17 protein-coding genes and 1 tRNA gene are annotated in these 20,359 nt (G+C 67.4%); 10 read left to right on the top strand and 8 right to left on the bottom strand.

Annotated elements, in window-relative coordinates; genetic code table 11:
* Nucleotides 1-73 precede the first annotated feature (73 nt).
* The 3 genes from Q331_RS0114410 to Q331_RS0114400 all read right to left on the bottom strand — a co-directional run bounded on the left by Q331_RS0114410 (nt 74) and on the right by Q331_RS0114400 (nt 3,289).
* The gene (locus tag Q331_RS0114410; protein ID WP_034492350.1) at nt 74-1,537 is read right to left on the bottom strand and encodes a TRAP transporter large permease; all 1,464 of its coding nucleotides are present in this window, start codon (nt 1,535-1,537) and stop codon (nt 74-76) included.
* Nucleotides 1,537-2,154 carry a TRAP transporter small permease subunit gene (locus Q331_RS21810; protein WP_051631188.1) on the bottom strand — a complete coding sequence of 206 codons (618 nt, stop codon included), beginning with the start codon at nt 2,152-2,154 and terminating at the stop codon, nt 1,537-1,539. The genes Q331_RS0114410 and Q331_RS21810 overlap by 1 nt, the downstream gene beginning before the upstream one ends.
* 106 nt (nt 2,155-2,260) lie before the next feature.
* Nucleotides 2,261-3,289, bottom strand: a complete 1,029-nt coding sequence (locus Q331_RS0114400; protein ID WP_026381259.1) for a TRAP transporter substrate-binding protein — start codon at nt 3,287-3,289, stop codon at nt 2,261-2,263.
* Between the two features lie 328 nt (nt 3,290-3,617).
* Here Q331_RS0114400 and Q331_RS0114390 point away from each other — a divergent pair, with 328 nt between their 5' ends.
* The 3 genes from Q331_RS0114390 to Q331_RS0114380 are packed head-to-tail and all read left to right on the top strand — an operon-like array spanning nt 3,618 to nt 6,513.
* Nucleotides 3,618-4,406, top strand: a complete 789-nt coding sequence (locus Q331_RS0114390; RefSeq protein WP_026381258.1) for a (Fe-S)-binding protein — start codon at nt 3,618-3,620, stop codon at nt 4,404-4,406.
* On the top strand, nt 4,403-5,818 hold the full coding sequence (locus Q331_RS0114385) for a LutB/LldF family L-lactate oxidation iron-sulfur protein (protein WP_026381257.1): 1,416 nt from the start codon (nt 4,403-4,405) through the stop codon (nt 5,816-5,818). Before Q331_RS0114390 ends, Q331_RS0114385 begins: the two co-directional genes overlap by 4 nt.
* Nucleotides 5,815-6,513, top strand: a complete 699-nt coding sequence (locus Q331_RS0114380; RefSeq protein WP_034492381.1) for a LutC/YkgG family protein — start codon at nt 5,815-5,817, stop codon at nt 6,511-6,513. The genes Q331_RS0114385 and Q331_RS0114380 overlap by 4 nt, the downstream gene beginning before the upstream one ends.
* A 10-nt stretch (nt 6,514-6,523) precedes the next feature.
* Here the strand turns inward: Q331_RS0114380 and Q331_RS0114375 are convergent, their stop codons facing one another.
* From Q331_RS0114375 to xseA, 3 genes are all read right to left on the bottom strand, one after another.
* Nucleotides 6,524-6,838, bottom strand: coding sequence for a helix-turn-helix domain-containing protein (locus tag Q331_RS0114375; RefSeq protein WP_210164967.1), 315 nt, complete (start codon nt 6,836-6,838; stop codon nt 6,524-6,526).
* Entirely contained in the window at nt 6,825-7,166 is a 342-nt protein-coding gene (locus Q331_RS0114370; RefSeq protein ID WP_026381254.1) for a type II toxin-antitoxin system RelE/ParE family toxin, read from the bottom strand. Before Q331_RS0114370 ends, Q331_RS0114375 begins: the two co-directional genes overlap by 14 nt.
* Nucleotides 7,167-7,294: 128 nt before the next feature.
* Nucleotides 7,295-8,911, bottom strand: coding sequence for an exodeoxyribonuclease VII large subunit (gene xseA, locus Q331_RS0114365; protein ID WP_026381253.1), 1,617 nt, complete (start codon nt 8,909-8,911; stop codon nt 7,295-7,297).
* Between the two features lie 70 nt (nt 8,912-8,981).
* Here xseA and Q331_RS0114360 point away from each other — a divergent pair, with 70 nt between their 5' ends.
* A complete protein-coding gene (locus Q331_RS0114360; protein ID WP_026381252.1) occupies nt 8,982-9,725 on the top strand; it encodes a 16S rRNA (uracil(1498)-N(3))-methyltransferase in 744 nt (247 codons plus the stop codon).
* A gap of 26 nt (nt 9,726-9,751) precedes the next feature.
* Here Q331_RS0114360 and Q331_RS0114355 read toward each other — a convergent pair whose 3' ends face one another.
* Nucleotides 9,752-10,270, bottom strand: coding sequence for a hypothetical protein (locus tag Q331_RS0114355; protein ID WP_026381251.1), 519 nt, complete (start codon nt 10,268-10,270; stop codon nt 9,752-9,754).
* A 153-nt stretch (nt 10,271-10,423) separates the two neighbouring features.
* Between Q331_RS0114355 and Q331_RS0114350 the strand changes: the two genes are divergently transcribed.
* The 3 genes from Q331_RS0114350 to Q331_RS0114340 all read left to right on the top strand — a co-directional run bounded on the left by Q331_RS0114350 (nt 10,424) and on the right by Q331_RS0114340 (nt 13,604).
* Nucleotides 10,424-11,797: a glutamate--cysteine ligase gene (locus Q331_RS0114350; protein WP_026381250.1), complete on the top strand. Its 1,374-nt coding sequence runs from the start codon at nt 10,424-10,426 to the stop codon at nt 11,795-11,797.
* Complete coding sequence (locus Q331_RS21805; RefSeq protein ID WP_084175068.1) at nt 11,787-12,281, top strand: PaaI family thioesterase; 495 nt, start codon at nt 11,787-11,789, stop codon at nt 12,279-12,281. Before Q331_RS0114350 ends, Q331_RS21805 begins: the two co-directional genes overlap by 11 nt.
* A 147-nt stretch (nt 12,282-12,428) precedes the next feature.
* The gene (locus tag Q331_RS0114340; protein WP_034492346.1) at nt 12,429-13,604 is read left to right on the top strand and encodes a GGDEF domain-containing protein; all 1,176 of its coding nucleotides are present in this window, start codon (nt 12,429-12,431) and stop codon (nt 13,602-13,604) included.
* 9 nt (nt 13,605-13,613) lie between these two features.
* Here Q331_RS0114340 and Q331_RS23760 read toward each other — a convergent pair whose 3' ends face one another.
* The gene (locus Q331_RS23760; protein ID WP_051631187.1) at nt 13,614-17,135 is read right to left on the bottom strand and encodes an ATP-binding protein; all 3,522 of its coding nucleotides are present in this window, start codon (nt 17,133-17,135) and stop codon (nt 13,614-13,616) included.
* Between the two features lie 270 nt (nt 17,136-17,405).
* Here Q331_RS23760 and Q331_RS21795 point away from each other — a divergent pair, with 270 nt between their 5' ends.
* The 3 genes from Q331_RS21795 (at nt 17,406) to Q331_RS0114320 (ending at nt 20,250) form a co-directional block, all read left to right on the top strand.
* On the top strand, nt 17,406-17,999 hold the full coding sequence (locus Q331_RS21795) for a phasin family protein (protein ID WP_034492344.1): 594 nt from the start codon (nt 17,406-17,408) through the stop codon (nt 17,997-17,999).
* A gap of 169 nt (nt 18,000-18,168) precedes the next feature.
* Nucleotides 18,169-18,245 (top strand) — tRNA-His (locus Q331_RS0114325).
* 1,012 nt (nt 18,246-19,257) lie between these two features.
* Nucleotides 19,258-20,250 (top strand): GIY-YIG nuclease family protein, encoded by a 993-nt coding sequence (locus Q331_RS0114320; RefSeq protein ID WP_026381248.1) that lies wholly within the window; start codon nt 19,258-19,260, stop codon nt 20,248-20,250.
* The last annotated feature ends 109 nt before the right edge of the window (nt 20,251-20,359 follow it).

Genomic DNA, 20,359 nt, shown 5'->3' with positions numbered 1-20,359 from the left:
TTTCCACTGCCCGGCCCTTCTCATTTGAGGAGAATTTACGGCACTTCTGCTGCGACGTATTGCCTCGCCGCAGCTAGTTCAAAAGCACGCGAGGCAACCACAAGGCGATCTCCGGAAACGCGACAACCGCGGCAAGACCGACGAGCTGCAGGAGCACGAACGGAATGATGCCGAGATAGATCTGTTCGATGCGCACCTCCTTCGGCGCCACCGCCTTCATGTAGAAGAGAGCGAAGCCGAAGGGCGGCGTGAGGAAGGAGGTCTGCAAGTTCACCGCCATCATGATCGCGAACCAGTAGACGATCTCGAAACGCGCCACATGGTCGCCGAAATCCATCAGCTGGACGACCGGCGCGAAGACCGGCAGCACGATCAGGGTGATCTCGATCCAGTCGAAGAAGAAGCCGAGGAAGAAGACGATCCCCAGGATGAGGAAGAGCAGGCCCCAGGAGCCGAGACCGCTCGCATCGACAAGATCAAGTACCACGCCGTCGCCGCCGAGCGCCCGGAAGACGTAGGAAAACAACGTCGCGCCGATGAAGATGCCGAAAAGCATGGCGTTGGTGAGGGCGGTGCGCAGCACCACGTCGGAGAGAACGCCGCCGAAATGGCGGAGCTCCGAGAAGAGGCCACCGCCCACCGAATGATCGTCGAGCTCGGCCTTGGCCTCGCCCTCAAAATGCATCTCCGGCACGCCGAGCGCCGGCAGGAGAACGAGGTTGACGAAGCCGAGGAGAAGCGCGCCGGCCGCCCCGACGCCTGCCGCCTCGGTCGGCGTGGCGAAGCCGCCGAGAATGGAGCCAAGGACGAGGACGATGAGGATGACCGGCGGCACGAAGGAGCGCAGGACCATCAAGGCGAGCTGCCCCGCCCCCTGCGGGCCGATATGGCTCGGCAAAGGCGGGGCGAGCCGCGGCTTCGCCGTGCAGATGGCGACGATGTAGAGGGCGTAGAGGGCCGACAGCAGGAAGCCGGGGAAAATCGCCGCAACGAAGAGATTGCCGACCGAGCGCTCCAGAAGGTCGGCCATGATGACCAGCATGATCGACGGCGGGATGAGGATGCCGAGCGTGCCGGAAGCGGCGATCGTCCCGGTGGCGAGCTGGTGCGAATATTGCCGCTCGATCATGATCGGCAGGGCGAGCAGCGACATCATCACCACCGAGGCGCCGATGATGCCCGTCGTGGCGGCCAGAATCGTGCCCATGATGGTGACGGCGAGCGCCAGCCCGCCGGGGATACGGCGAAGCAGCACCTGCAGGCAGTTGAGAAGATCGCGCGCAATGCCGGAACGCTCCAGCATCGTGCCCATGAAAATGAACATCGGGATCGCCGTCAAAATGAGGTTTTCCTGGATGCCGAAGACGCGCGAGGGCATGGCGCGGAACTGGATGAAGGCGAATTCCTCCAGCGCCATGCCGATGAAGCCGAAGGCAAGGCCGATGCCGCCGAGGACGAAGGCGACCGGGTAGCCGGAGAAGAGCAGGATGGCGAGGGCCGCGAACATGAAGAGCGGAAGCGCTTCGGCGAGCTCCATCAGGCGCGCCTCCCCGCTTCGGCCACCTCTTCGGGGATGACCAGCTCGGCGATATCCTCGTCGGTGCCGATGGTGTCGCGCAGCATCTGCGGCGGCAGACGGCCGAGCCAGCCGGCGAGCGACTTGATGAACACCGATATGCCGGCCAGCCCCAGAAGCGCGAACATGATCGGCATGGAAATCTTCAACAGCCAGATATGGCTGAGGCCGACCACCGATTTGGAGGCTTCGCCGGAACTATACGATTGCAGGAAATAGCCCCAGGACAGGTAGGTCGCGACGAGCGAATAGGGGATCAGGGCGAACAGGCAGCCCGCCATCTCCACCAGGAACTTGCCGCGCAGCGGCAGGCGGTCACGAACCAGATCGATGCGCACATGCGCCTGGCGGATATAGGCGTAACCCATCACCAGGCAGAAGAGATAGGCGTGCAGCCAGTATTCCGATTCCTGATACTGGGTGGAGTTGAAGCCGAAGAACTTCGGCACGCCGAAATAGCGGGTGATGACGTCGTAGCAGATGATGACGAGGAGCGGCACGGAGAGCCAGGCGCCGGCGCGCCCGACGATGGCGAGCAGGCCGTCGATGGCCCGTGAGACGTTAAGGAGCGCGCGCATGCAGGGTCAGACGGTCCACCGCTGATGGGGCTGTTGAGAGAGCCGGTTCGAGAGATGGCCGGCGCCGCGAGACGGCGCCGACCGCAGAAACCTGAAAGCGTGCGGGTTACTGAATGTAACCTACGTCGCCCCAACGCTTGTAGTTCTCGCGGAACGTGGAGAGCGATTCCCAGGCCTTCTTGAACTTCTCGTCGTTGGCGGCCTCTTCCTCGGCGACCCTGTTCCAGGTCTCCTCGAAGGTGGCGAGAATTTCGTCGGGCCAGCGATGGATGGTGACGCCCTTCTCCTCCAGTTCCGCCAGGGCATCGACCTGGATGGCCTCGCCCTCGGCCATGCCCATCGCCACATTGGCGCGGCAGGCGGTGTTGATCATCGCCTGCTCGGCCTCGCTCAAGGCGTCCCAGCGGTCCTTGTTGATCATCAGCTCGAAGGCGGTCGATTGCTGATGCCAGCCGGGAAAGTAGTAGTGCTTAGCGACCTGGTAGAAGCCGAGATTGAGGTCGATGGCGGGCTGCGAGAATTCGGTGGCGTCGATGGTGCCGCGCTCCAGCGCCGGATAGATGTCGCCGCCGGCCAGAAGCTGGGTGTCGACGCCGAGCTGCTGCATGACCTTGGCGCCGAGGCCGAAGAAGCGCATCTTCAGGCCCTTGAGATCGTCGACGGAGGTAATCTCCTCGCGGAACCAGCCGGAAGCCTCCGGCGCGATGACGGCGCAGATGATGGAGTGGATGTTATAGGGCTCGTAGATTTCCTGCATCATCTCCTCGCCGCCGCCATAGAAGAGCCAGGCGGTGTATTCGCGCACATCCGGCCCGAAGGGCACGGCCGCGAAAAGGGCGAGCGCCGGCTCCTTGCCCTGCCAGTAGCCGGGCGTCGACCAGGCAGCGTCGACGGAGCCGTTGGAGACCGCATCGAAGACTTCCAGGGCCGGGACAAGGGCGCCGGGTTCGAAGAACTTCACCTCCAGTTCGCCCCCCGACATCTTGTCGATGGACTCCTCGATCGCCTTGCCGAGCGTGCCGAGCTGCGTCAGCGAGCCGGGATAGGTGGAAGCCATGTTGAGGGTCGTCTTCGCCAGGGCCGGGCCCGATAGAGCGATGACGGCGGCACAAGCCGCCGAAAACACTGCTTTCATCAACTGTTCCTCCCAAAAGCCTATTGATTGCCGCACCGGGCGAGCCCGGCACAGTTGTTATAGTTGGCTGAAACGGAAAGTCCTTTCCATCTCCCCTCTTGCGACCGCTTTGGCGCGATCTTGTGCATTTTTCATCGGCTGTTCTGCCGCTCTACCGGCGGCTTTTCTGGAACCAGCGCAATTTGGATAACAACGTTGACCGACCTTCGCAAGCACACTTATTCTTCAGTCCTTACCTATCCGAATCGCTGCCGTCCGGCACGCAGAGGCGGGAAAGAGTGCCGGCCAGCGGCGCGTTTCGCGCCGAAATGCCGTAGAGGATCAAAGCTTGCCACCATCCGAAGTTGCCGGACAGACGGGGAAGGCGCCACGCGTCGGCCTGTTCGCCACGTGTCTCGTCGACCTGTTCCGGCCGCAGACCGGCTTTGCCGCCGCCAAGCTCATCGAAGCGGCCGGCGCGCGCGTGGAGGTGCCAGAGCGCCAGACCTGCTGCGGCCAGCCGGCCTACAATTCCGGCGACCGGGCCGATGCCGCCGCCATCGCCCGCCAGGTCGTCGCCGCCTTTGAGGGCTTCGATTACGTCGTCGTCCCTTCCGGCTCCTGCGCGGCGACGATTTCACGCCATTATCCGGCGCTCCTGGCCGACGATCCGAGCTATGCCCATCGCGCCCGCGCCCTTGCCGAGAAGACCTTCGAGCTCACCGCCTTCCTCTACGACGTGATGGGCATGCGCGAGGTGAAGGCGAGCTTTTCCGGCGCCGTCACCTATCACGATTCCTGCTCGGGCCTGCGCGAGTTGACGGTGCGCAAGCAGCCGCGGGCGCTGCTTGCCAGCGTCGACGGGCTGACGCTGAAGGAGATGAAGGACGCCGATGTGTGCTGCGGCTTCGGCGGCGCGTTCTGCGTCAAATATCCGGACGTCTCCAACGCCATCGTCGCCAAGAAGGTGGCGGCGATCGAAGACAGCAGGGCCGAGACGCTGCTGGCCGGCGATATCGGCTGCCTGATGAACATGGCCGGCAAGCTGAAGCGCGAGGGCAAGAACGTGAAGGCGCGCCACGTGGCGGAAGTTCTCGCCGATATGGGCGACGAACCGGCGATCGGCGAGGGCCAATGAGCCTTTCCATCACCTCCCCCGCCTTCAAGGAAAACGCCGCCTTAGCGCTCGCCGATGTCGATTTGCAGCAGGCGCTGACGCATGTGGAGCGCGGCTTCATCGAAAAGCGGCGCAAGGCGGCCGAGGCGCTGCCGGAATTCGAGGCGCTGCGGGACGAGGCGCGGGCGATCAAGGAGCATACGCTCGCCCATCTCGACCTTTACCTGGAAGCTTTCGAGGCCAAGGCCCAGCATGCGGGCGCGGAGGTGCATTTCGCCGAGACGGCGGAAGATGCGCGCCAGGCGGTGCTTGCCATCTGCCGCCGGGCCAAGGCGCGCACGGTGACCAAGGGCAAGTCGATGATCTCCGAGGAGATCGGCCTCAACGACTTCCTGGAAGAGAACGACATCGCCCCGGTGGAGACCGATCTGGGCGAATACATCATCCAGCTACGCGGCGAGCCGCCCTCGCATATCATCGCCCCGGCCGTGCATGTGACGCGCAACCAGGTGGAGCAGGAGTTCCGCCGCGCCCATGCCGGCCTCGATCCTGAGCGCGACCTCAGCGAGCCTGTCTCGCTGCTCGCCGAAGCGCGCGCCGCCCTGCGCGAGAAGTTCCTTGCCGCCGATATCGGCATCACCGGCGCCAATTTCCTGATCGCGGAGACCGGCTCCTCCGTCATCGTCACCAATGAGGGCAACGGCGACCTGACGCAGATCCTGCCGCGGGTGCATATCGTGCTCGCTTCCATCGAGAAGCTGGTGCCAACGCTGGAGGACGTGTCCACGCTTCTGCGCGTTCTGGCGCGCTCGGCGACCGGGCAGGACATGTCCGTCTACACGACCTTCTCCACCGGCCCACGCCGGCCGGGCGATCCGGACGGGCCGGAAGAGACGCATATCGTCATCCTCGACAATGGCCGCGCGGAGATGCTGGCCGGCGAATTGCGCGAGATGTTGCGCTGCATCCGCTGCGGCGCCTGCATGAACCATTGCCCCGTCTATCACGCCATCGGCGGGCACGCCTATGGAGCCACCTATGTCGGGCCGATGGGGGCGGTGCTGGCGCCGGCGCTGTTCGGGCTGGAGAAGACGGCGAACCTTCCCAACGCCTCCACCTTCTGCGGGCGCTGCGAGGCGGTGTGCCCGGTGCGCATCCCGCTGCCGAAACTGATGCGGCATTGGCGCGAGCGCGAATACGAGCGGCACCTGAAACCGGCGGCCGAGCGCGGCGGGCTGAAATTCTGGGCTTTCCTCGCCAAGCGGCCGGGCCTCTACAGGCTCGCCACCCGCCTCGGCCTTGCCGCCCTTTCCCGCTTCGGAAGGCAGGACAGCTACGCCTCCCTGCCCTTCGCCGGCGGCTGGACGCGCCACCGCGACCTGCCGGCGCCGGCGGCCAAGAGTTTCCTCGACCAATGGAAGGCGAGCCGATGAGCGCCGCAAGCGAGAGCGAGCGCCGACGCGCGGCCGTCATCGGCAAGGTCCGGCGGGCGCTCGCCGATGACGGGAACGGCGATGCAAGGCGCGCGGCGGTGGAAGAGCGCCTGTCGCGGCCGCGGCCGAACCTTGTGCCGGCGCGCGGCCAGCTCACAGGCGAGGCGCGTCTGGCTCTCTTCGCCGAGATGGCGGAGAAGGTCAGCGCCTCGGTGGAGCGGGTCGCCTCCGCCGAGGAGCTGCCGGAGGCGGTGGCGAGTTATCTGCGTGCGCGCAACCTGCCCTCCGAATTGCGCATGGGCGCCGATCCGCGCCTCAAGGCGCTGCCCTGGGATCGGGCGTCGCATCTGGAAATCAAGCACGGCCCCTCAGACGGGCGCGACCTTGCCGCCATCAGCCACGCCTTTGGCGGCGTGGCGGAGACCGGCACGCTCTTTCTCCTCTCCGGACAGGAGAATCCGACAAGCCTCAACTTCCTGCCCGAGCATCATCTCGTCGTCCTGGCGGCACAGGACATCGCCGGCGACTACGAGGCGCTTTGGGCACGCCTGCGGGCGGCGGAGGGCGATGCCGGCCTGCCGCGCACGGTCAATCTCGTCACCGGCCCGTCGCGCTCGGCCGATATCGAGCAGACGCTGCTTCTCGGCGCCCACGGGCCGCGGGCGCTGCATATCCTTCTCCTCGGCGAGGGGTGAGAAGCGGGGGCTAACCCTCGAGAGCTTCCATGACCGCTTTCGGGCGCCGTTCGATCGCGCGCAGATAGGCCGCCGCCGGTGCATCCGGTCGTCGACGGCCCTGCTCCCAGTTCTTCAGCGTCGCGAGAGGGATGCGAAACGCGGCGGCGAATTCGCCTTGCGACATTTTCAAGGAAAGCCGAATGGCCTTCACGTCGGGAATCTCGATACGGGTCGCCCGGAAGCCCTCCGTCTCGCCGAGCTCGGCGTGACGGCACGCTTGTCCAAGGCTTTCGATCAGTTCCCGCCCGAACCTGCTCATGCTCAAAACCTCATCCACGCCCATGCTTCAGCCGCGCCGTCAACTCGCGAACGATCCGCTTGTCACTCGGCGTCAAATCCTCCTGACGGCTCTTGGCATAGATCATCAGCAAATAGAGCGGCGCGTTGGCGTTGTGATAGAAGTAAACCACGCGAACACCGCCGCGTTTGCCCGAGCCTGGCCTTTGCCAGCGCAACTTACGCACGCCACCCGTGCCGGGAATGACGTCGCCCCGCTCCGGGTCCGACGCAATGAAGTTGACGAATTCCTGCCGCTCCTCCTCGCTCCACACCGTTTCGGCCTGACGCACGAATAGCGGCGTTTCCACGATTGTGACGAGCCCCCCAGCCATCACGTTCCTCTACGCCATTGGCGCCCAATTCTCAAGCAAAAAGACGCCATTGGCGCCCACGGGTCGCGGGCGCTGCATATCTTTCTCCTCGGCGAGGGGTGAGACGCGGCAGAGGAAGGCCCGGAGCCTCAGAAGAGACTGCCCTGGCCGCCGCCGGAGGGTTTCGGCCGGCTTTCCCCGCCCGCGCTCCTCTTCGGCTTCGGCTTGGCGGCCGGCTCCTTCGCCGGAGCCGCCGTGCCGCCCATCCTGGAGCCGGCGCCGCTTGCGGCCACAACGGGCACGCGGCCGTCGGCGAATTCCACCTCGTAGCCTGCATCCGCTTTCACGGCGGCGGCGGAGGTGACGGCCGTGCCGGCGGCGTCATGCACCACGGCGTAGCCGCGGCTTAAGACCGCCTTGTAGGAAAGCGTCTCCAGCAATCGCCCCGCATGGCCAAGGCGCTCGGAACGCTCGCGCATGCGGCGCGCAAAAACCTCGCCGTGACGGGCGCCGGCGGCGAGCCGCTCGCGCTCGATGCGCAGCATCCTCGTCAGCGTCTCGGGCCTGAGGCGCGCTGAACGCTCAAGGTCGCGGCGCGCCCTTATCGGGGCGGCAGAGGCGGCATGCGCGAGCCGGGCCGAGAGCTCGCCAAGCCGCTCGCGGCGGCGGCGATGGTCGGCCTTGAGGCTATCGCCGGTCAGCCGCCCCGCCAGCCGCAGATAGGCCTCCGCCTTGAAGCGGCGATGCTGCGAAAGCGCGCGCAGGAGCCGGCCGCCCGCCTCGTCGAGGCGGTGGCGCGGCAGGGCGAGAAGCTCGTTGAGCGAGGGCATGGCGCGCGCGGCGCCGGCAAGCTCGCGGCCGAGCGCGCCGACAAGCCGGGTCCAGGCGCCCGACTGGCGGGCGGCAAAGTCGGCCACCGCCGCCACCAATTCGGCGCGCACCGGCACGGCGCGCTCCGCCGCGCCCGTCGGCGTGGGGGCGCGCAGATCGGCGGCAAGGTCGATGAGCGTCCAGTCGGTCTCATGGCCGACCGCGGAGATGACCGGTATCGCGCTCTCCGCCACGGCGCGCACCGCGACCTCCTCGTTGAAGGCCCACAGATCCTCAATGGAACCGCCGCCGCGGGCGACGATGAGAAGGTCGGGCCGCTTCACCGGCCCGCCGGGGTCGAGCGCGTTGAAGCCGCGCACGGCCGCGGCCACCTCCTCGGCGGCGCCTTCTCCCTGCACCCGTACCGGCCAGAGCAGCACATGGCGGGGAAAGCGCTCGCGCAGGCGGTGCAGGATATCGCGGATGACGGCGCCGGTCGGCGAGGTGACGACGCCGATCACCTCCGGCAGATAGGGGAGCGGGCGCTTTCTCGCCTCGGCGAAAAGGCCCTCTGCCTGAAGCGCCTTGCGCCTCTCCTCCAGAAGCGCCATCAGCGCCCCGGCGCCGGCCGGCTCCAGGCTCTCCACCACGAGCTGGTAGTTGGAGCGGCGCGGATAGGTGGTGATCTTGCCGGTCGCCACCATCTCCAGCCCTTCCTCGGGCTTGAACTTCAGCCGCTTAAAGGTCGACTTCCAGATAACGACATCGAGGCTGGCGCTCTCATCCTTCAGGGTGAAATAGCAATGGCCGGAGGCGTGCGGGCCGCGGAAGCCGGAGACCTCGCCGCGCACGCGCACATGCTCGTAGGTATCCTCCAGCGTCCGTTTCAGGGAAAAGGACAGCTCGGCGACGGAATATTCGGTAACGTTGCTCGCCGTGTCGGCGCGATCAGGCATGGCGGCAGTCTTGACGGAGGCCGCCCGCCGCTTCAAGCGGCTTTTCGGCAAGGTCAGAGAGAAAGCGCCCATGGCCTACGATTTCACCACCAAGCGCCTGTACGTGGAGAGCGCGCTCGGCGAGAAGGCGGAAGTACCGCTGTCGCCGGAACAGACGAATTATCTCCTCAACGTGCTGCGCCTGACGGACGGGGCGGAAATCCTCCTTTTCAACGGCCGCGAGGGCGAATGGCGCGCCGCCATCGAAAAGACCGGCAAGAAGAAGGCCAAGCTCGTCGTCGGCGCCAAGACGCGCGAGCAGACGCCGCCCTATGATCTCCTCTATCTCTTCGCGCCGCTCAAGCAGGCGAGGCTCGACTATATGGCGCAGAAGGCGGTGGAGATGGGCGCCGGGCGGCTGCAGCCGGTCATCACCCAGTTCACCCAGGTGCGCCACCTGAAGCTGGAGCGCCTCAAGGCCAATGCGATCGAGGCGGCCGAGCAATGCGGCGTCCTCAGCCTGCCGGCGATCGACGAGCCGAAGCCGCTGGCGGAGGCCATCGAGGCGCTGGAGGGCGAGCGCACCCTCATCTTCTGCGACGAGCGCCACCAAGGCGAGCCGCTCAGCGCCCTTTCCAGGCTGGGCGGGGCAAGGCTCGCCTTGCTCATCGGCCCGGAAGGCGGCTTCTCGGAGGCCGAACGCGCCGCGCTTCTGGGCCGCGAGGCGACCGTGCCGATCTCGCTCGGGCCGCGCATCCTGCGGGCCGATACCGCCGCCGTGGCGGCCCTGGCGCTCGTCCAGGCCGCCGCCGGCGACTGGCGTTCACGAGATTGAGTCTTGGAAGTTGAGCCAGAACGGCCCTAGGAATTGGCGAGGGCGAGGTCGGTGATCGGCTTCACCGGGCCCTTGCCGACCTTGTCGTTGACGAGAACGCGCACCCGGCCATTGCCGTCGTTGGTGATCGACATGGAGGCCCTGGTGTCGCCCATCACCTCCTTCGGCCAGGTCAGCGTCAGGCTGACAGTATCGCCGCGGCGCTTGCCCGACAGGCGGGCGACGCCGGCCGGCGAGCCGGTGTAGGTGCCGGTATAGGTGCCGGAACCGGGCTGATAGCGGACATTGACGGCGACCTTGCGCGAAAAGATCGCATAGGCCCGGCAGCGGCCGGAGACCTTGATCTCGTTGCCTTCGCCTTCGCCCCGCAGCGAGCAATTGACCTTGGTCGGGCCGGATTCCTCGTCCTCGATGACGACGCCGCCGCCGCCCCAGGCGCCGTCGAAACGATCGATGAAGTTCTCCTCGGCGGCCGCGGCCGGCATCGCTGAGGCGCCCGCGACCAGAAGGGCGGCGAGGAGAACGCGGTTTGTCGCGTTTGCCATTTTCGTACCTTTCCACGCCTTTCGGCGCACATAGCCCTGCCAACGCAAAGCGGCGGGATAGGTTCACGAAATTGAGGCGGAAAAAGGCTTGGAAAGCCGCATTCGGCGCCACTATGGTCACGCGCCGCAGCCGCGAAACCCGCCGAGACAAGAATGGCCCGCGATACAGCCAACGCCCAGACGATCGAAAGCCGCGAGGAGCTCGTCGCCTCGCTGGAAGCCGGCTGCAAGCCGCAGGAGACATGGCGCATCGGCACCGAGCACGAGAAGCTGCCCTTCTACCGCGACGGCAACAGCCCGGTGCCCTATGCCGGGCCGAACGGCATCGAAGCGGTCCTGAAGGGCATGGAGAGCCTGCTCGGCTGGGAGCCGATCTACGACGGGGACCACATTATCGGCCTTCTCGACCCGACGGGCGGCGGCGCCATCTCGCTGGAGCCGGGCGGCCAGTTCGAGCTTTCCGGCGCGCCTTTGCCCAATCTCCACCGCACCTGCCGGGAGACGCATGCCCATCTCGCCCAGGTCCGCGAAGTCGCCGAGCCGCTGGGCATCGGGTTCCTCGGCATCGGCATGAGCCCGAAATGGACGCGCGCGGCGACGCCGATGATGCCCAAGCAGCGCTACGACATCATGGCGAACTACATGCCCAAGGTCGGCGGCAAGGGCCTCGACATGATGTTCCGCACCACCACCATCCAGGTCAATCTCGACTTCGCCTCCGAAAGCGACATGGTGCGCAAGATGCGCGTCGGCCTCTCCCTGCAGCCGATCGCCACGGCGCTCTTCGCCAATTCGCCCTTCACGGAGGGCAAGCCGAACGGCTTCCTCTCCTGGCGCGCGGAAATCTGGCGCGACACCGATCCGGACCGCACCGGCCTTCTGCCCTTCGCCTTCGAGGAGGGCTTCGGCTTTGAACGCTATGTCGACTGGGCCCTCGACGTGCCGATGTATTTCGTCATCCGCGACGGGCGCTACATCGACATGACCGACATCACCTTCCGCGCCTATCTGGAGCGGCCGGGCGCCAATGGCCACGCCAATCTGGAGCCGACCATGGGCGATTGGATGAACCACCTCTCCACCCTCTTTCCGGAAGTGCGGCTGAAAACCTTCCTGGAGATGCGCGGCGCCGATGGCGGGCCGACGCGGCGCATCTGCGCCCTGCCCGCCTTCTGGACCGGGCTTCTCTACGACGAGGAGGCGCTCAGCGCCGCGGAGGAATTGACCGCCGATTGGAGCGCGGCCGAGCGCGAGGCGCTGCGCAACCATGTGCCGAAGACGGGGCTGGCCACCCCCTTCCGCCAGGAAACGGTGCTCACCGTTGCGCGCCGGGCCGTGGAGATCGCCCGCACGGGGCTGAAGAACCGGGCGCAGATGAGCAGCGGCGGCTTCTCGGAGGCGGAATATCTGGCGCCGCTGGAGGAAACGCTCGCCTTGCGGCGCACGCCGGCGGAAGAGCTTCTCTCCCAGTACCGCACGCGCTGGGGCAATTCCGTCGAACCGCTGTTTTCCGAATATGCCTTCTGAGCACGGTGCCGGCGCGGCCTTCGCCAGGGCGGAGGCTTCGGCCCTAACGCCGCGCGATCCCGATTGGCGGGCGCGGGTGGAGCGTATCTTCGCCACCGCCCCGTTCGTGAAGCTCTTGGGTATTGAAATGGTGTCGCTTGAGCCCGGCGAGGTGGTGGCGCAGACCGGCCTCGGCGAGCGGCATTGCCAGCACGACGGCTTCGTGCATGCGGGCGTGCAGGCGACGCTCGCCGATCACAGCGCCGGCGGGGCGGCGGCAAGCCTCGTTCCCGCAGGCTTCCTGGTGCTGACCGCTGAATTCAAGATCAGCCTGTTGCGGCCGGCAAAGGGCGAGCGCCTCCTGTGCCGGGCCCGCGTCGTCAAGACCGGGCGGATGCTCTCCTTTTGCCAATCGGAGGTTTTCGCCCTGGCAGGGGAACGCGAGAGCCATGTGGCGAGCGTCAGCGTCACCATCGCGCATGTGACGGGCAAGGCGAAGGGCTAACGCGCCGTTCACCACGGCAACGCTTTCCCGGCACATTGGTAACTCTCTAAACTCATTGGTTTTATGAGCTGTCAGTTGGAGTTAAAGCTCCGCGGCGGCCGCGCTTCATCGGCCACGAGCGGGGCCGGAAAGCGGGTGTAGTCTGCCATGCAGCTAGACGTCGTCACCATGATGGTCATGGCAGCCTTCGTGGCCGTGGTGAGCGGCGTCCTGCTCCTGGTGGCGCGCTTCCAGTACCGCGAGATGACACCGCTTTTGGGCTGGGTCGCCGCCAATTTCTTCTTCGCCGGCGGCCTGTTGCGGCTTGCCAGCGGGCTCGACGAAAGCGTCGTACTGGTGGACGGTTACGTCCTCCTGTCGCTGCATCCGGCGCTGTTATGGACCTCCGCCCGCCTTCTCAACGAACGCGCCACGCCGGTCTCCGTCGTCATGGCGGGGCCTGGCGCCGTCCTTCTGGCGGTCCTTGCCCTGCCGCCGCAAGCCAGCGATCCGATCGGCGTCGTCCACGCCGTCGTCGCGGCGAGCTATCTCGCCACCGCCGCCTATGCCTTCGCCTTTCAGGCGTCGCAGCCGCTTCGCGCGCGCTGGGCGCTGGCGGCGCTGTGCCTCGGCCAGGCCGCGGCGGCGCTCGCCACCATCCCGCTCCTCTACCTGCCGCCCGCGGCGCTGCAGCCATTCGTCTGGTGGGCGCTGAAAATGATTCAGTTCGAGGTGCTCATCTTCTTCATCGGCAGCACCATCTTCCTGGTCGCGGCGATACGCGAGAGCCGCGAGCTCGGTCACAAGCTGAAGGCGGAGACCGACGGGCTCACCGGCATCCTCAACCGCCGCAGCTTCATGGAGAAGGCGGCGCGGAGCCTGCGGCGCTGCCACCAGGACGGGACGCCCTGCGCCCTCATCGTCTTCGACCTCGACCGGTTCAAGGTCGTCAACGACACCTATGGCCACGCCATCGGCGACATGACGCTGACGATGTTCGCGCAGACGGCGGGACGCGATCTGCGGCCCGGCGACATCTTCGGGCGCATCGGCGGCGAGGAGTTCGCAGCCTTCCTGCCGCAAACCGATCTGGCCGGCGGCCTCGCCCTTGCCGAGCGGATCCGACTGGCCTTCGCGCGCGAGGGCCGGCAGATCGGCCGGCTGCCGGTGGGCGCGACGCTCAGCGCGGGGGTGAGCGCGCCGTTGGAGGCGCAGACGCTGGAGAGCGTCATGGAAAACGCCGATGCGGCGCTCTACCTCGCCAAGGCCGCCGGCCGGAACCGCGTTCTGACCTCCGAAGCGCCTCGTCATGGCGGGGCGCCGGTTCTGGCGCAGGTCGCCTGAGGCCGGCCGCTATTCCGACAGCACCCTTGTGGAGGGGAAGGCGACCTCGGCGATGGTGCCTTCGCCGCGGGCGCTCCTCAGCGTGAATTCGGCGCGGTTGGCCTCCACCAGCGCCTTGGTGAGCGGAAGGCCGAGGCCGCTGCCACCACCGGTGCCGACGCCGGAAACCACCACCTGGCGAAAGGGCTCCATCGCCTTGGCAAGGTCGGCCTCGCTCATGCCGCCGCCATTGTCGCGCACGCGCAGAACCAGCCCGCCATCCTCCTCCAGACGCGTGGAGACGATCACCTGGCCTCCCGGATCGGTGTATTTCACCGAGTTGGAGAGAAGATTGAAGAATATCTGTTTCAGGGTGCGCGCATCGGCGACGATGGGCGGCAGGTCCGGTCCCAGGCTGGAGCGGATGATGACCTGGCGCCGCCCGGCCTGCGGCTGCATCAGCGAGACGCATTCACGCGCCACGTCGTTGACGTTGACGGCCGCGAAATCGAGCTCCAGCTTGCCCGCCTCCACCCGCGAAATGTCGAGAAGGTCGTTGATGAGGCTGACGACATGCTCGGAGGAGGCGCGGATGTCGCGCAGATATTCGCGGTAGCGCTGGTTCTCGATGGGGCCGAAGCGCTCCTCCACCATCACCTCGGCGAAGCCGATGATGGCGTTGAGCGGGGTGCGCAGCTCATGGCTCACCCGGGCGAGGAAGTCCGACTTCTGCGTGGAGGCCCGCTCCGCCTCGGCGCGGGCCTCGCGCAGCCGCGCCTCGGTCTCCTTCCACTGGGTGATGTCGCGCAGGACGGCGCAGAAACGCGGCCGCTCCGGCGTGCCGACCTGGCCGAAGGTCATGAAGAGCGCGATCGGGCCGCCGCCGGCGCGCCCCAGCACCTCGCGCCCCTCGTTGATGAGGCTCCTGATGCCGGCGCTCTTCAGGCTCTCCAGATAGGCCTCCGCCGTCTCGCGGCTCTCCTCCTCCAGGAGCACCCGGAAAGGCTCGCCGACGACCTCCTCCTCCTCGATGCCGAGCAAGGCCTCCGCGCTGCTGTTGACGCTCTCGATACGGCCCTCGCCGTCAAGGACGATGACGCCATCGAGCGCGGTGTCGACGATGGCCTCCAGCTCGCCGACCTTGGCGGCGAGAAAGGCCGCCGAAGGCAGCGGCCGGCGCTCCTGGCCAAGCTCGGCCGGGGCGGCCGGCTCCGGCTCCTTAAAGACCGGCGGCTCTTCGCCCGATGGCGGGAAGGCGCGCTCCGGCGCCTCCTCCGGCAGGAGAGGCTCGATGGCGGCGGCGGCCGCCTCCTCCGGGCCCGCTTCCTCCGGGCCCGCTTCCTCCGGGGCCCCCTCCTCCGGGGTGGGTTCTTCCTCCTCGGTAAGAGGCTGCTCCTGCGAGACAGGCGCCGCCTCCTGCGAAGGCTCCTTGCCCTCGGCGGGCTCGGCCTGCGGCAGGGGACGCCGGTCGCCGGCCGGGGTGCCGGTGGAGGGCGTGAAGTCGGAGACCCGCGCGCCGAGGGCGGAGGCGATCGCCTCGAAAGCCCGCTTCTCCTGCGGCGAAAGGCTGGCAAACTCCGACAGCCGCTCCTGGTCGCTGCGGAATGGAACCACGTTGTCCTCCTGGCCTGACGTGGGCGGCTCGCCCGGTCCCGCCCCGTTGTCGGGCGGGGGGAAGCGAAGATCGAAGGCTTCCGCCTTCAAGGCCTCGGCGGGGCGCAGCACGCCGAAGCCGCGAAAGCCCTGAAAGCCGCGATCGGCATCGAAGACCGGCAGCGCCGTCAGCTCGGCCGGAATGCGCGTTCGGCCATCTGGCGAGGGCCACCAGGCCGTCAGCCCGCTCCAGGTGTCGCGGGCTGCAAAAGCCTTGGCGATGCGCCCCGTCGGATCGAGGCGCAGGCGCGCGGCCGCATCCTGAAAACTCTCGCCGACGATCTCGGCATTGCGCCCGACCAGCTGATTGAGGCCCTGCGAGACGAAGAGAATGCGATGGGCGGCGTCCGTCTGCCACAGAAAACGCACCGAGACCGGCGGCAAAGCCTTGGCCGTGCGGGGCGCGCCGTCCTCCTTGGATGGCGCCGGCGGCGCCTCGCTCGCCCGCGCCTCGCTCGCCCGTTCCGCGTTCCCCTGTCCCTTTGCGGGCACCGGCGGCGTGGCTTCGTCCGCCGGCGGCTCTGCGGCCTCGCGTTCCTCGCCAGGTCCCGCCTCGCCGGGGCGCGCCTCGCTGACGCTCGGCTGCGGCGTGTTGGGCGGCGGTGCGGTTTTCTCATCCGCCTCGGCGGTTTCGTCGGCCGCTCGGGCGATTTCGTCCGGCGTCCGCGCCTCGCCCGCCGGCAAGGCTTCCTCTTCGCGGGGCGCTTCTTCCTCGCCCTCGCCCGCCGGCGCATCCTCAAGCGCCGGCGACGCGTCGTCCGTTTCCCCGGCAGGCTCGTCGGGTTCGGCCGGCGCGGCTGGCGCCCCCTCCTCGCCGGTCGCGGCCTGCGCATCGGCATGCGGCTCGTAGGTCGTCAGACGCTCCGCGATCCAGGCCGGCAAGGCGCGGCGCACGGCTTCGGTCAAGTCGTTTTCGGCAGAGCTTCGTCTCGCCTCCTCTTCGGAAGGAGGCGGCGCATGCGGCTCCTGCCGGCCGGCCTCTTCGTCAAGGGCCTTTTCGTCAAGGGCCTCTTCGTCAAAGGCCTCTTCGTCAAAGGCGTCGGCCGTCGTTTCGCTGGCAGCTTCTTTCCGCACCGCCTCCTCGCCGGGGGAGCCGGCTTCGGCTTCATCGGCGAGCGCGTGCGGTGCGGCGGGCGCTTCCGGCTCGGCGGGCGCCTGCGCGTCCGCCACCGCCGCCTCGCCGGCTTTGGCGGCGGCGTCGTCGTTGGCCGGGCTTTCCACGGCGAGCGCCTGCGGCAAGGGGGCCGCCGGTTCCGCTTCGGCCGGGCGGCTTTCCTGCTTCTGCGCCGCGCCGAGCGCCTCGGCCGGGCCGAGATCGCTGGCAAGGTCGATGAGAACGAGGTCGCGCTCGCCAAGGCGCAGGAGCACGGCGCGGCGAAGCCTTCCCGCCCCGGGCCAGCCGCCGGAAAGGCTTACCGGCCGCGCGGCGCCGGCTTCCTCCAGCCGGGCCGCCTCCGGCGGCGAGAACGGCGCCAGGCGCGCGGCCACCGCCCCGCCGGCGAAGAAGGACGCCGCCTCCTGCGGCGTCGGCGCTCTTTCCGGCCGCGCGGCGAGGGCGAGAAGGAACCTTTGGCCCGCCAGCGTCAGCCGGCGGCACTCGCACATTTCCGGCACGGCGCCGAAGCCGCGATTGAGGCGAAGCCGGCCGAGGGAGACCCGCTCGCCCGCCGTCCTGGCAAGGCTGCGGATATCCTGGCGCAGCGGATCGGCGCCGCCGAGGCCGAGGCCAAGCACCTGCGCAAGGCTGGAACGGGCGAGGCGGCGCCCGGCGGCGGGATTGGCCCAGGCAAGACGGGCATCCGCCAGACGGAAGAGGAAGGCCGGCCGCGCCTCCCCGACGAGCCGCGCCAGCTCTTCCTCGCTCATCCATTCGATCAGGCGTTCAGTGCCGGCCTGCATGCGTATCTCGCCCCTGCCCCGCGTCATTGGTTAAGAAAAGGTAACCGGAGAGGCTCAAAATCGCAGCCTGCGCGCAAGTCGCAAACCGGCTTTTCGTTAACAATGGTTAACCCTCCTGAGGCAGCGCGCGCCGCAATCGGCGACGTGACGCGCTTGCTGCGCCGCAATATTTTGTTGCAATGCACAATATTCATGCTATCTTCATGCTGGAGACCAAGCCTTCGCCGGCCGTAATGTCCGCGCGAGGCGGCACAGAAAGGGAGCCTCACCATGCCCCAAGCCGATCAGAACGCCAGCGCCCAGGAAACCGCGAAGAAAGCCGCGAGCCCGGCCAAGAAGACGGTCAAGACCACCGCCGAAACCGCGGCCGGCAGCGAAGCGGCCGGCGAGGCCGCGCCGGCGGCCGCAAAGCGCCAGACGGAGGAGACGAGCGAGGCCTTCGCCGAGATGTTCGGTCTTTCGCAGATCGAGATGCCCGAGGCGTTCAAGGTGATGACGGAGCGCACGCTCACCAATGCGCGCGATGGCTATGCCCGCGTCAAGGCGGCGGCGGAGGAAACTACCGATGTTCTGGAAGACACGGTGGAAAACGCCCGCGACGGCGTGCTCGGCATCCAGTACAAGGCGCTCGACAACGCCAAGGCCAATAGCGACGCCACCTTCGCCTTCGCCCGCCAGATGCTCGGCGCCAGCAGTCTCGCCGACGCCGTGGAGGCGCAGAGCGCCTTCCTGCGCGAGCGCTTCGAGGCGATGATCGACCAGGCCGGCGAGATGCGCGAGCTATTCGCCAAACTCGCGGAGGACACCTCGCGCCCCGCCCGCGCTGCGGCGATGAAGAACCTGGAGCGCGCCGCCGAGAAGTGAGGCGCTTTTCCTCGCCAATATGCCTGCCTGAAGGGCCCGCGGAAGCGGGCCTTTTCGCTTCTGCGGCAGAGCGGGCGCACAAGCGTCGCGCCATCGGTCGCATCGTGCCTTCTCGGCGCTTGAAATCGGCGCGGCGCAACACTAGGGTCCGCCCGTCCCGCGACAGCGTGCGAACGTAGCTCAGTTGGTTAGAGCGTCGGATTGTGGCTCCGAAGGTCGGTGGTTCGAATCCACCCGTTCGTACCAGATTTCGTCACAAAATCAGTGTTTTAGGCGAGCGCCGAAAGCGGCGCGGCGGGGCCATTTCGCCCGAAACGGCGAATCCTACCAAGATCCTACCAACCTCCAAAAAGTTGACGACGCCAGATTCCACAGGCGCTTTCTCCGGGGCCTGGTAGGAAGGTGGTAGGGTTTCGGGCTCCTCACGACCTCTGAAGACGGCTCCGCCCAGCCTGCCAGGCGCAACCAAAGAGCTCCCCTGAACCGACCGCACCTGCCGACGATCGCGGCCGACGCCGATCGGAACAGGTTTGGCTTCCGAAGAAGTGAGTGGCGCGGCTCGCAGCCCTGCCGCTTCTGGAAGGCCTCGATCTCCCGCCATATCGAGGGCGGCTCGAAGACGCGGACGAAGAACCGAAACCGCGCCGAGCGGTTCGCAAGCGACCGCCTCCTCGCAGGAAGAAGACGAAGCCCCGCGGTCGTTAACCACGTTCCTGGTTGGATCCCCCAAACTCACCGGGTCCTGCCAGGTTGACTGTGTTTCCGGCAACGGGAACATCAAGCGGCCACCGGAGCTGCGGGAACAGCACCGGCGGCCTGACCACCACAAGCATTAGGAGTGCTTGCCATGGCTGACTATCGTCCTAGCCCGAGATGGGCCTTGTTCGAAATCCCCCTGTCGTTTGTCCGCACGTCCCGACGTCTGTGCGAGACGCGGTTGCCGTCCTCGGCGTCGCCCGGTGCAACGCACCGCCGCACCTGATCGACATCTCCATCTGATCTGACGATCGAGGAGAGCGTCCAGTCGACGGCTGACGTCCACCGAGCTCTCCGGACATTGCAGATGCCTTCCCCCGGCGCTTTCCCCCCGTCGGAAACAGTGGCGGCTGCCTCATGCTCCGGAATGATCTCTGCTGCGGACACCATCCCCTCGTCCGGCCGCAGGCGCTTGTCCAATCCCCCAGGGCCTCCGGCGGCGCCAGCCGTCGGCCAGCCGCTCTCTCCGGTCGTCCTCCACGCCTCAAGACAGGAGGACTTCATGTCCAGAAACAGCAAGAAGAACGTCATCTCTACGCCCGGTGAAGTCGAGCGGAGCGCCATCGGACGTCTCGACGAGGCCACCCTCTGCAGCCACGGCCACGGCCGGGTGACGGTGATCCACCGGCCCGACAGCCTCGCCGCGCCGAACGGCGCCCGCGTCGCCGAGAACGGCCTCGGCTCCATCAAGGTCTTCTCCGGGCCCTTCCACCGGCCGGAAGCGCTGCGTGCGGTCGGGCTTCCCGCGACCCCGGCCGTCTATATGCTCGTCGGCGAGCGCAACGGGAGCCTCGAGGTGTATGTCGGCGAGACCGGCAATGCGCGCCAGCGCCACGCCGATCATCTGAAGGATCCTGCGAAGCGCCACTTCGCCACCTTCTACGCTGTGACCTGGCCGAGCCTCATGCAGTCGAAGGAGTTCGCGCGCTACCGGCAGGCCCGCTACGCCGCCCTCATTGCGGAGGCATCCCGCGCCAGGCTCGTCGGCGCCCCGCCGGAACCGGTGAACCTCTCCGAGGCAATGTCCGCCATGACGGAAGCGGCCATCGAGGAGGAGCGTCATCTTCTGTGGGATATCGGCTTCAATCTGCTTGAGCCGCATCGCCGCCCCCCGAGCGGCGAGGTGCAGATTCCGCACGAGAAGGGCGCAAGCACCGTCGACCCGGCGGCGCCGACGATGCAGTCCGCGCATTGCGGGCTCTGGGCCTGGGGTCTTCAGTGCGATGATCGCTTCATCGTGTTGCCGGGCTCCGAGTTCCGTCTCGTCGGCAAAAGCAACCCCGGCGTGGAGAACATCGTGCGGCGGCGGCAGGCCCTTCTTCAGGAACGGCGGTTGCTCGCCCCGATACCGGGGGTGAAGGACCGCAGGCGTCTGACTGTGGCCGTCGGCTTCTGGACGGCGTCGATCGCCGCGCGCGTCATCGCCGGATCGCATGTGCACAGCGCCGCCTGGCGCCCTGTCGACCGCGACGGCGGGCTCGTCATCATCGACTAGCGACCGGGGCGCAGCGCCGCCCGTCCCCAGAACTCCAGAAGAGAAGAACAAAGCCGGACCGGCTGTGCCGGTCCGGGAGAACCAACTCGTCTCCCCTTCAGAAAGAGAT

The sequence above is a fragment of the Afifella pfennigii DSM 17143 genome, from assembly GCF_000688515.1.
Classification (GTDB): Bacteria; Pseudomonadota; Alphaproteobacteria; order Rhizobiales; family Afifellaceae; genus Afifella; species Afifella pfennigii.
The sequence above is the reverse complement of the archived record's forward strand: the minus strand, read 5'-3'. Positions and strand labels throughout refer to the sequence as shown.

Excerpts from the sequence above, each read along its gene's own strand:
- Q331_RS0114410 (WP_034492350.1), bottom strand. The coding sequence starts at position 1,537 with ATGGAGCTCGCCGAAGCGCTTCCGCTCTTCATGTTCGCGGCCCTCGCC.
- Q331_RS0114370 (WP_026381254.1), bottom strand. The coding sequence starts at position 7,166 with ATGGCTGGGGGGCTCGTCACAATCGTGGAAACGCCGCTATTCGTGCGT.
- Q331_RS0114385 (WP_026381257.1), top strand. The coding sequence starts at position 4,403 with ATGAGCCTTTCCATCACCTCCCCCGCCTTCAAGGAAAACGCCGCCTTA.
- Q331_RS23760 (WP_051631187.1), bottom strand. The coding sequence starts at position 17,135 with ATGCAGGCCGGCACTGAACGCCTGATCGAATGGATGAGCGAGGAAGAG.
- Q331_RS0114400 (WP_026381259.1), bottom strand. The coding sequence starts at position 3,289 with ATGAAAGCAGTGTTTTCGGCGGCTTGTGCCGCCGTCATCGCTCTATCG.
- Q331_RS0114320 (WP_026381248.1), top strand. The coding sequence starts at position 19,258 with ATGTCCAGAAACAGCAAGAAGAACGTCATCTCTACGCCCGGTGAAGTC.
- Q331_RS21795 (WP_034492344.1), top strand. The coding sequence starts at position 17,406 with ATGCCCCAAGCCGATCAGAACGCCAGCGCCCAGGAAACCGCGAAGAAA.
- Q331_RS21805 (WP_084175068.1), top strand. The coding sequence starts at position 11,787 with ATGCCTTCTGAGCACGGTGCCGGCGCGGCCTTCGCCAGGGCGGAGGCT.
- Q331_RS0114350 (WP_026381250.1), top strand. The coding sequence starts at position 10,424 with ATGGCCCGCGATACAGCCAACGCCCAGACGATCGAAAGCCGCGAGGAG.
- Q331_RS0114380 (WP_034492381.1), top strand. The coding sequence starts at position 5,815 with ATGAGCGCCGCAAGCGAGAGCGAGCGCCGACGCGCGGCCGTCATCGGC.
- Q331_RS0114375 (WP_210164967.1), bottom strand. The coding sequence starts at position 6,838 with ATGGGCGTGGATGAGGTTTTGAGCATGAGCAGGTTCGGGCGGGAACTG.
- Q331_RS0114355 (WP_026381251.1), bottom strand. The coding sequence starts at position 10,270 with ATGGCAAACGCGACAAACCGCGTTCTCCTCGCCGCCCTTCTGGTCGCG.
- Q331_RS0114340 (WP_034492346.1), top strand. The coding sequence starts at position 12,429 with ATGCAGCTAGACGTCGTCACCATGATGGTCATGGCAGCCTTCGTGGCC.
- xseA (WP_026381253.1), bottom strand. The coding sequence starts at position 8,911 with ATGCCTGATCGCGCCGACACGGCGAGCAACGTTACCGAATATTCCGTC.
- Q331_RS21810 (WP_051631188.1), bottom strand. The coding sequence starts at position 2,154 with ATGCGCGCGCTCCTTAACGTCTCACGGGCCATCGACGGCCTGCTCGCC.
- Q331_RS0114360 (WP_026381252.1), top strand. The coding sequence starts at position 8,982 with ATGGCCTACGATTTCACCACCAAGCGCCTGTACGTGGAGAGCGCGCTC.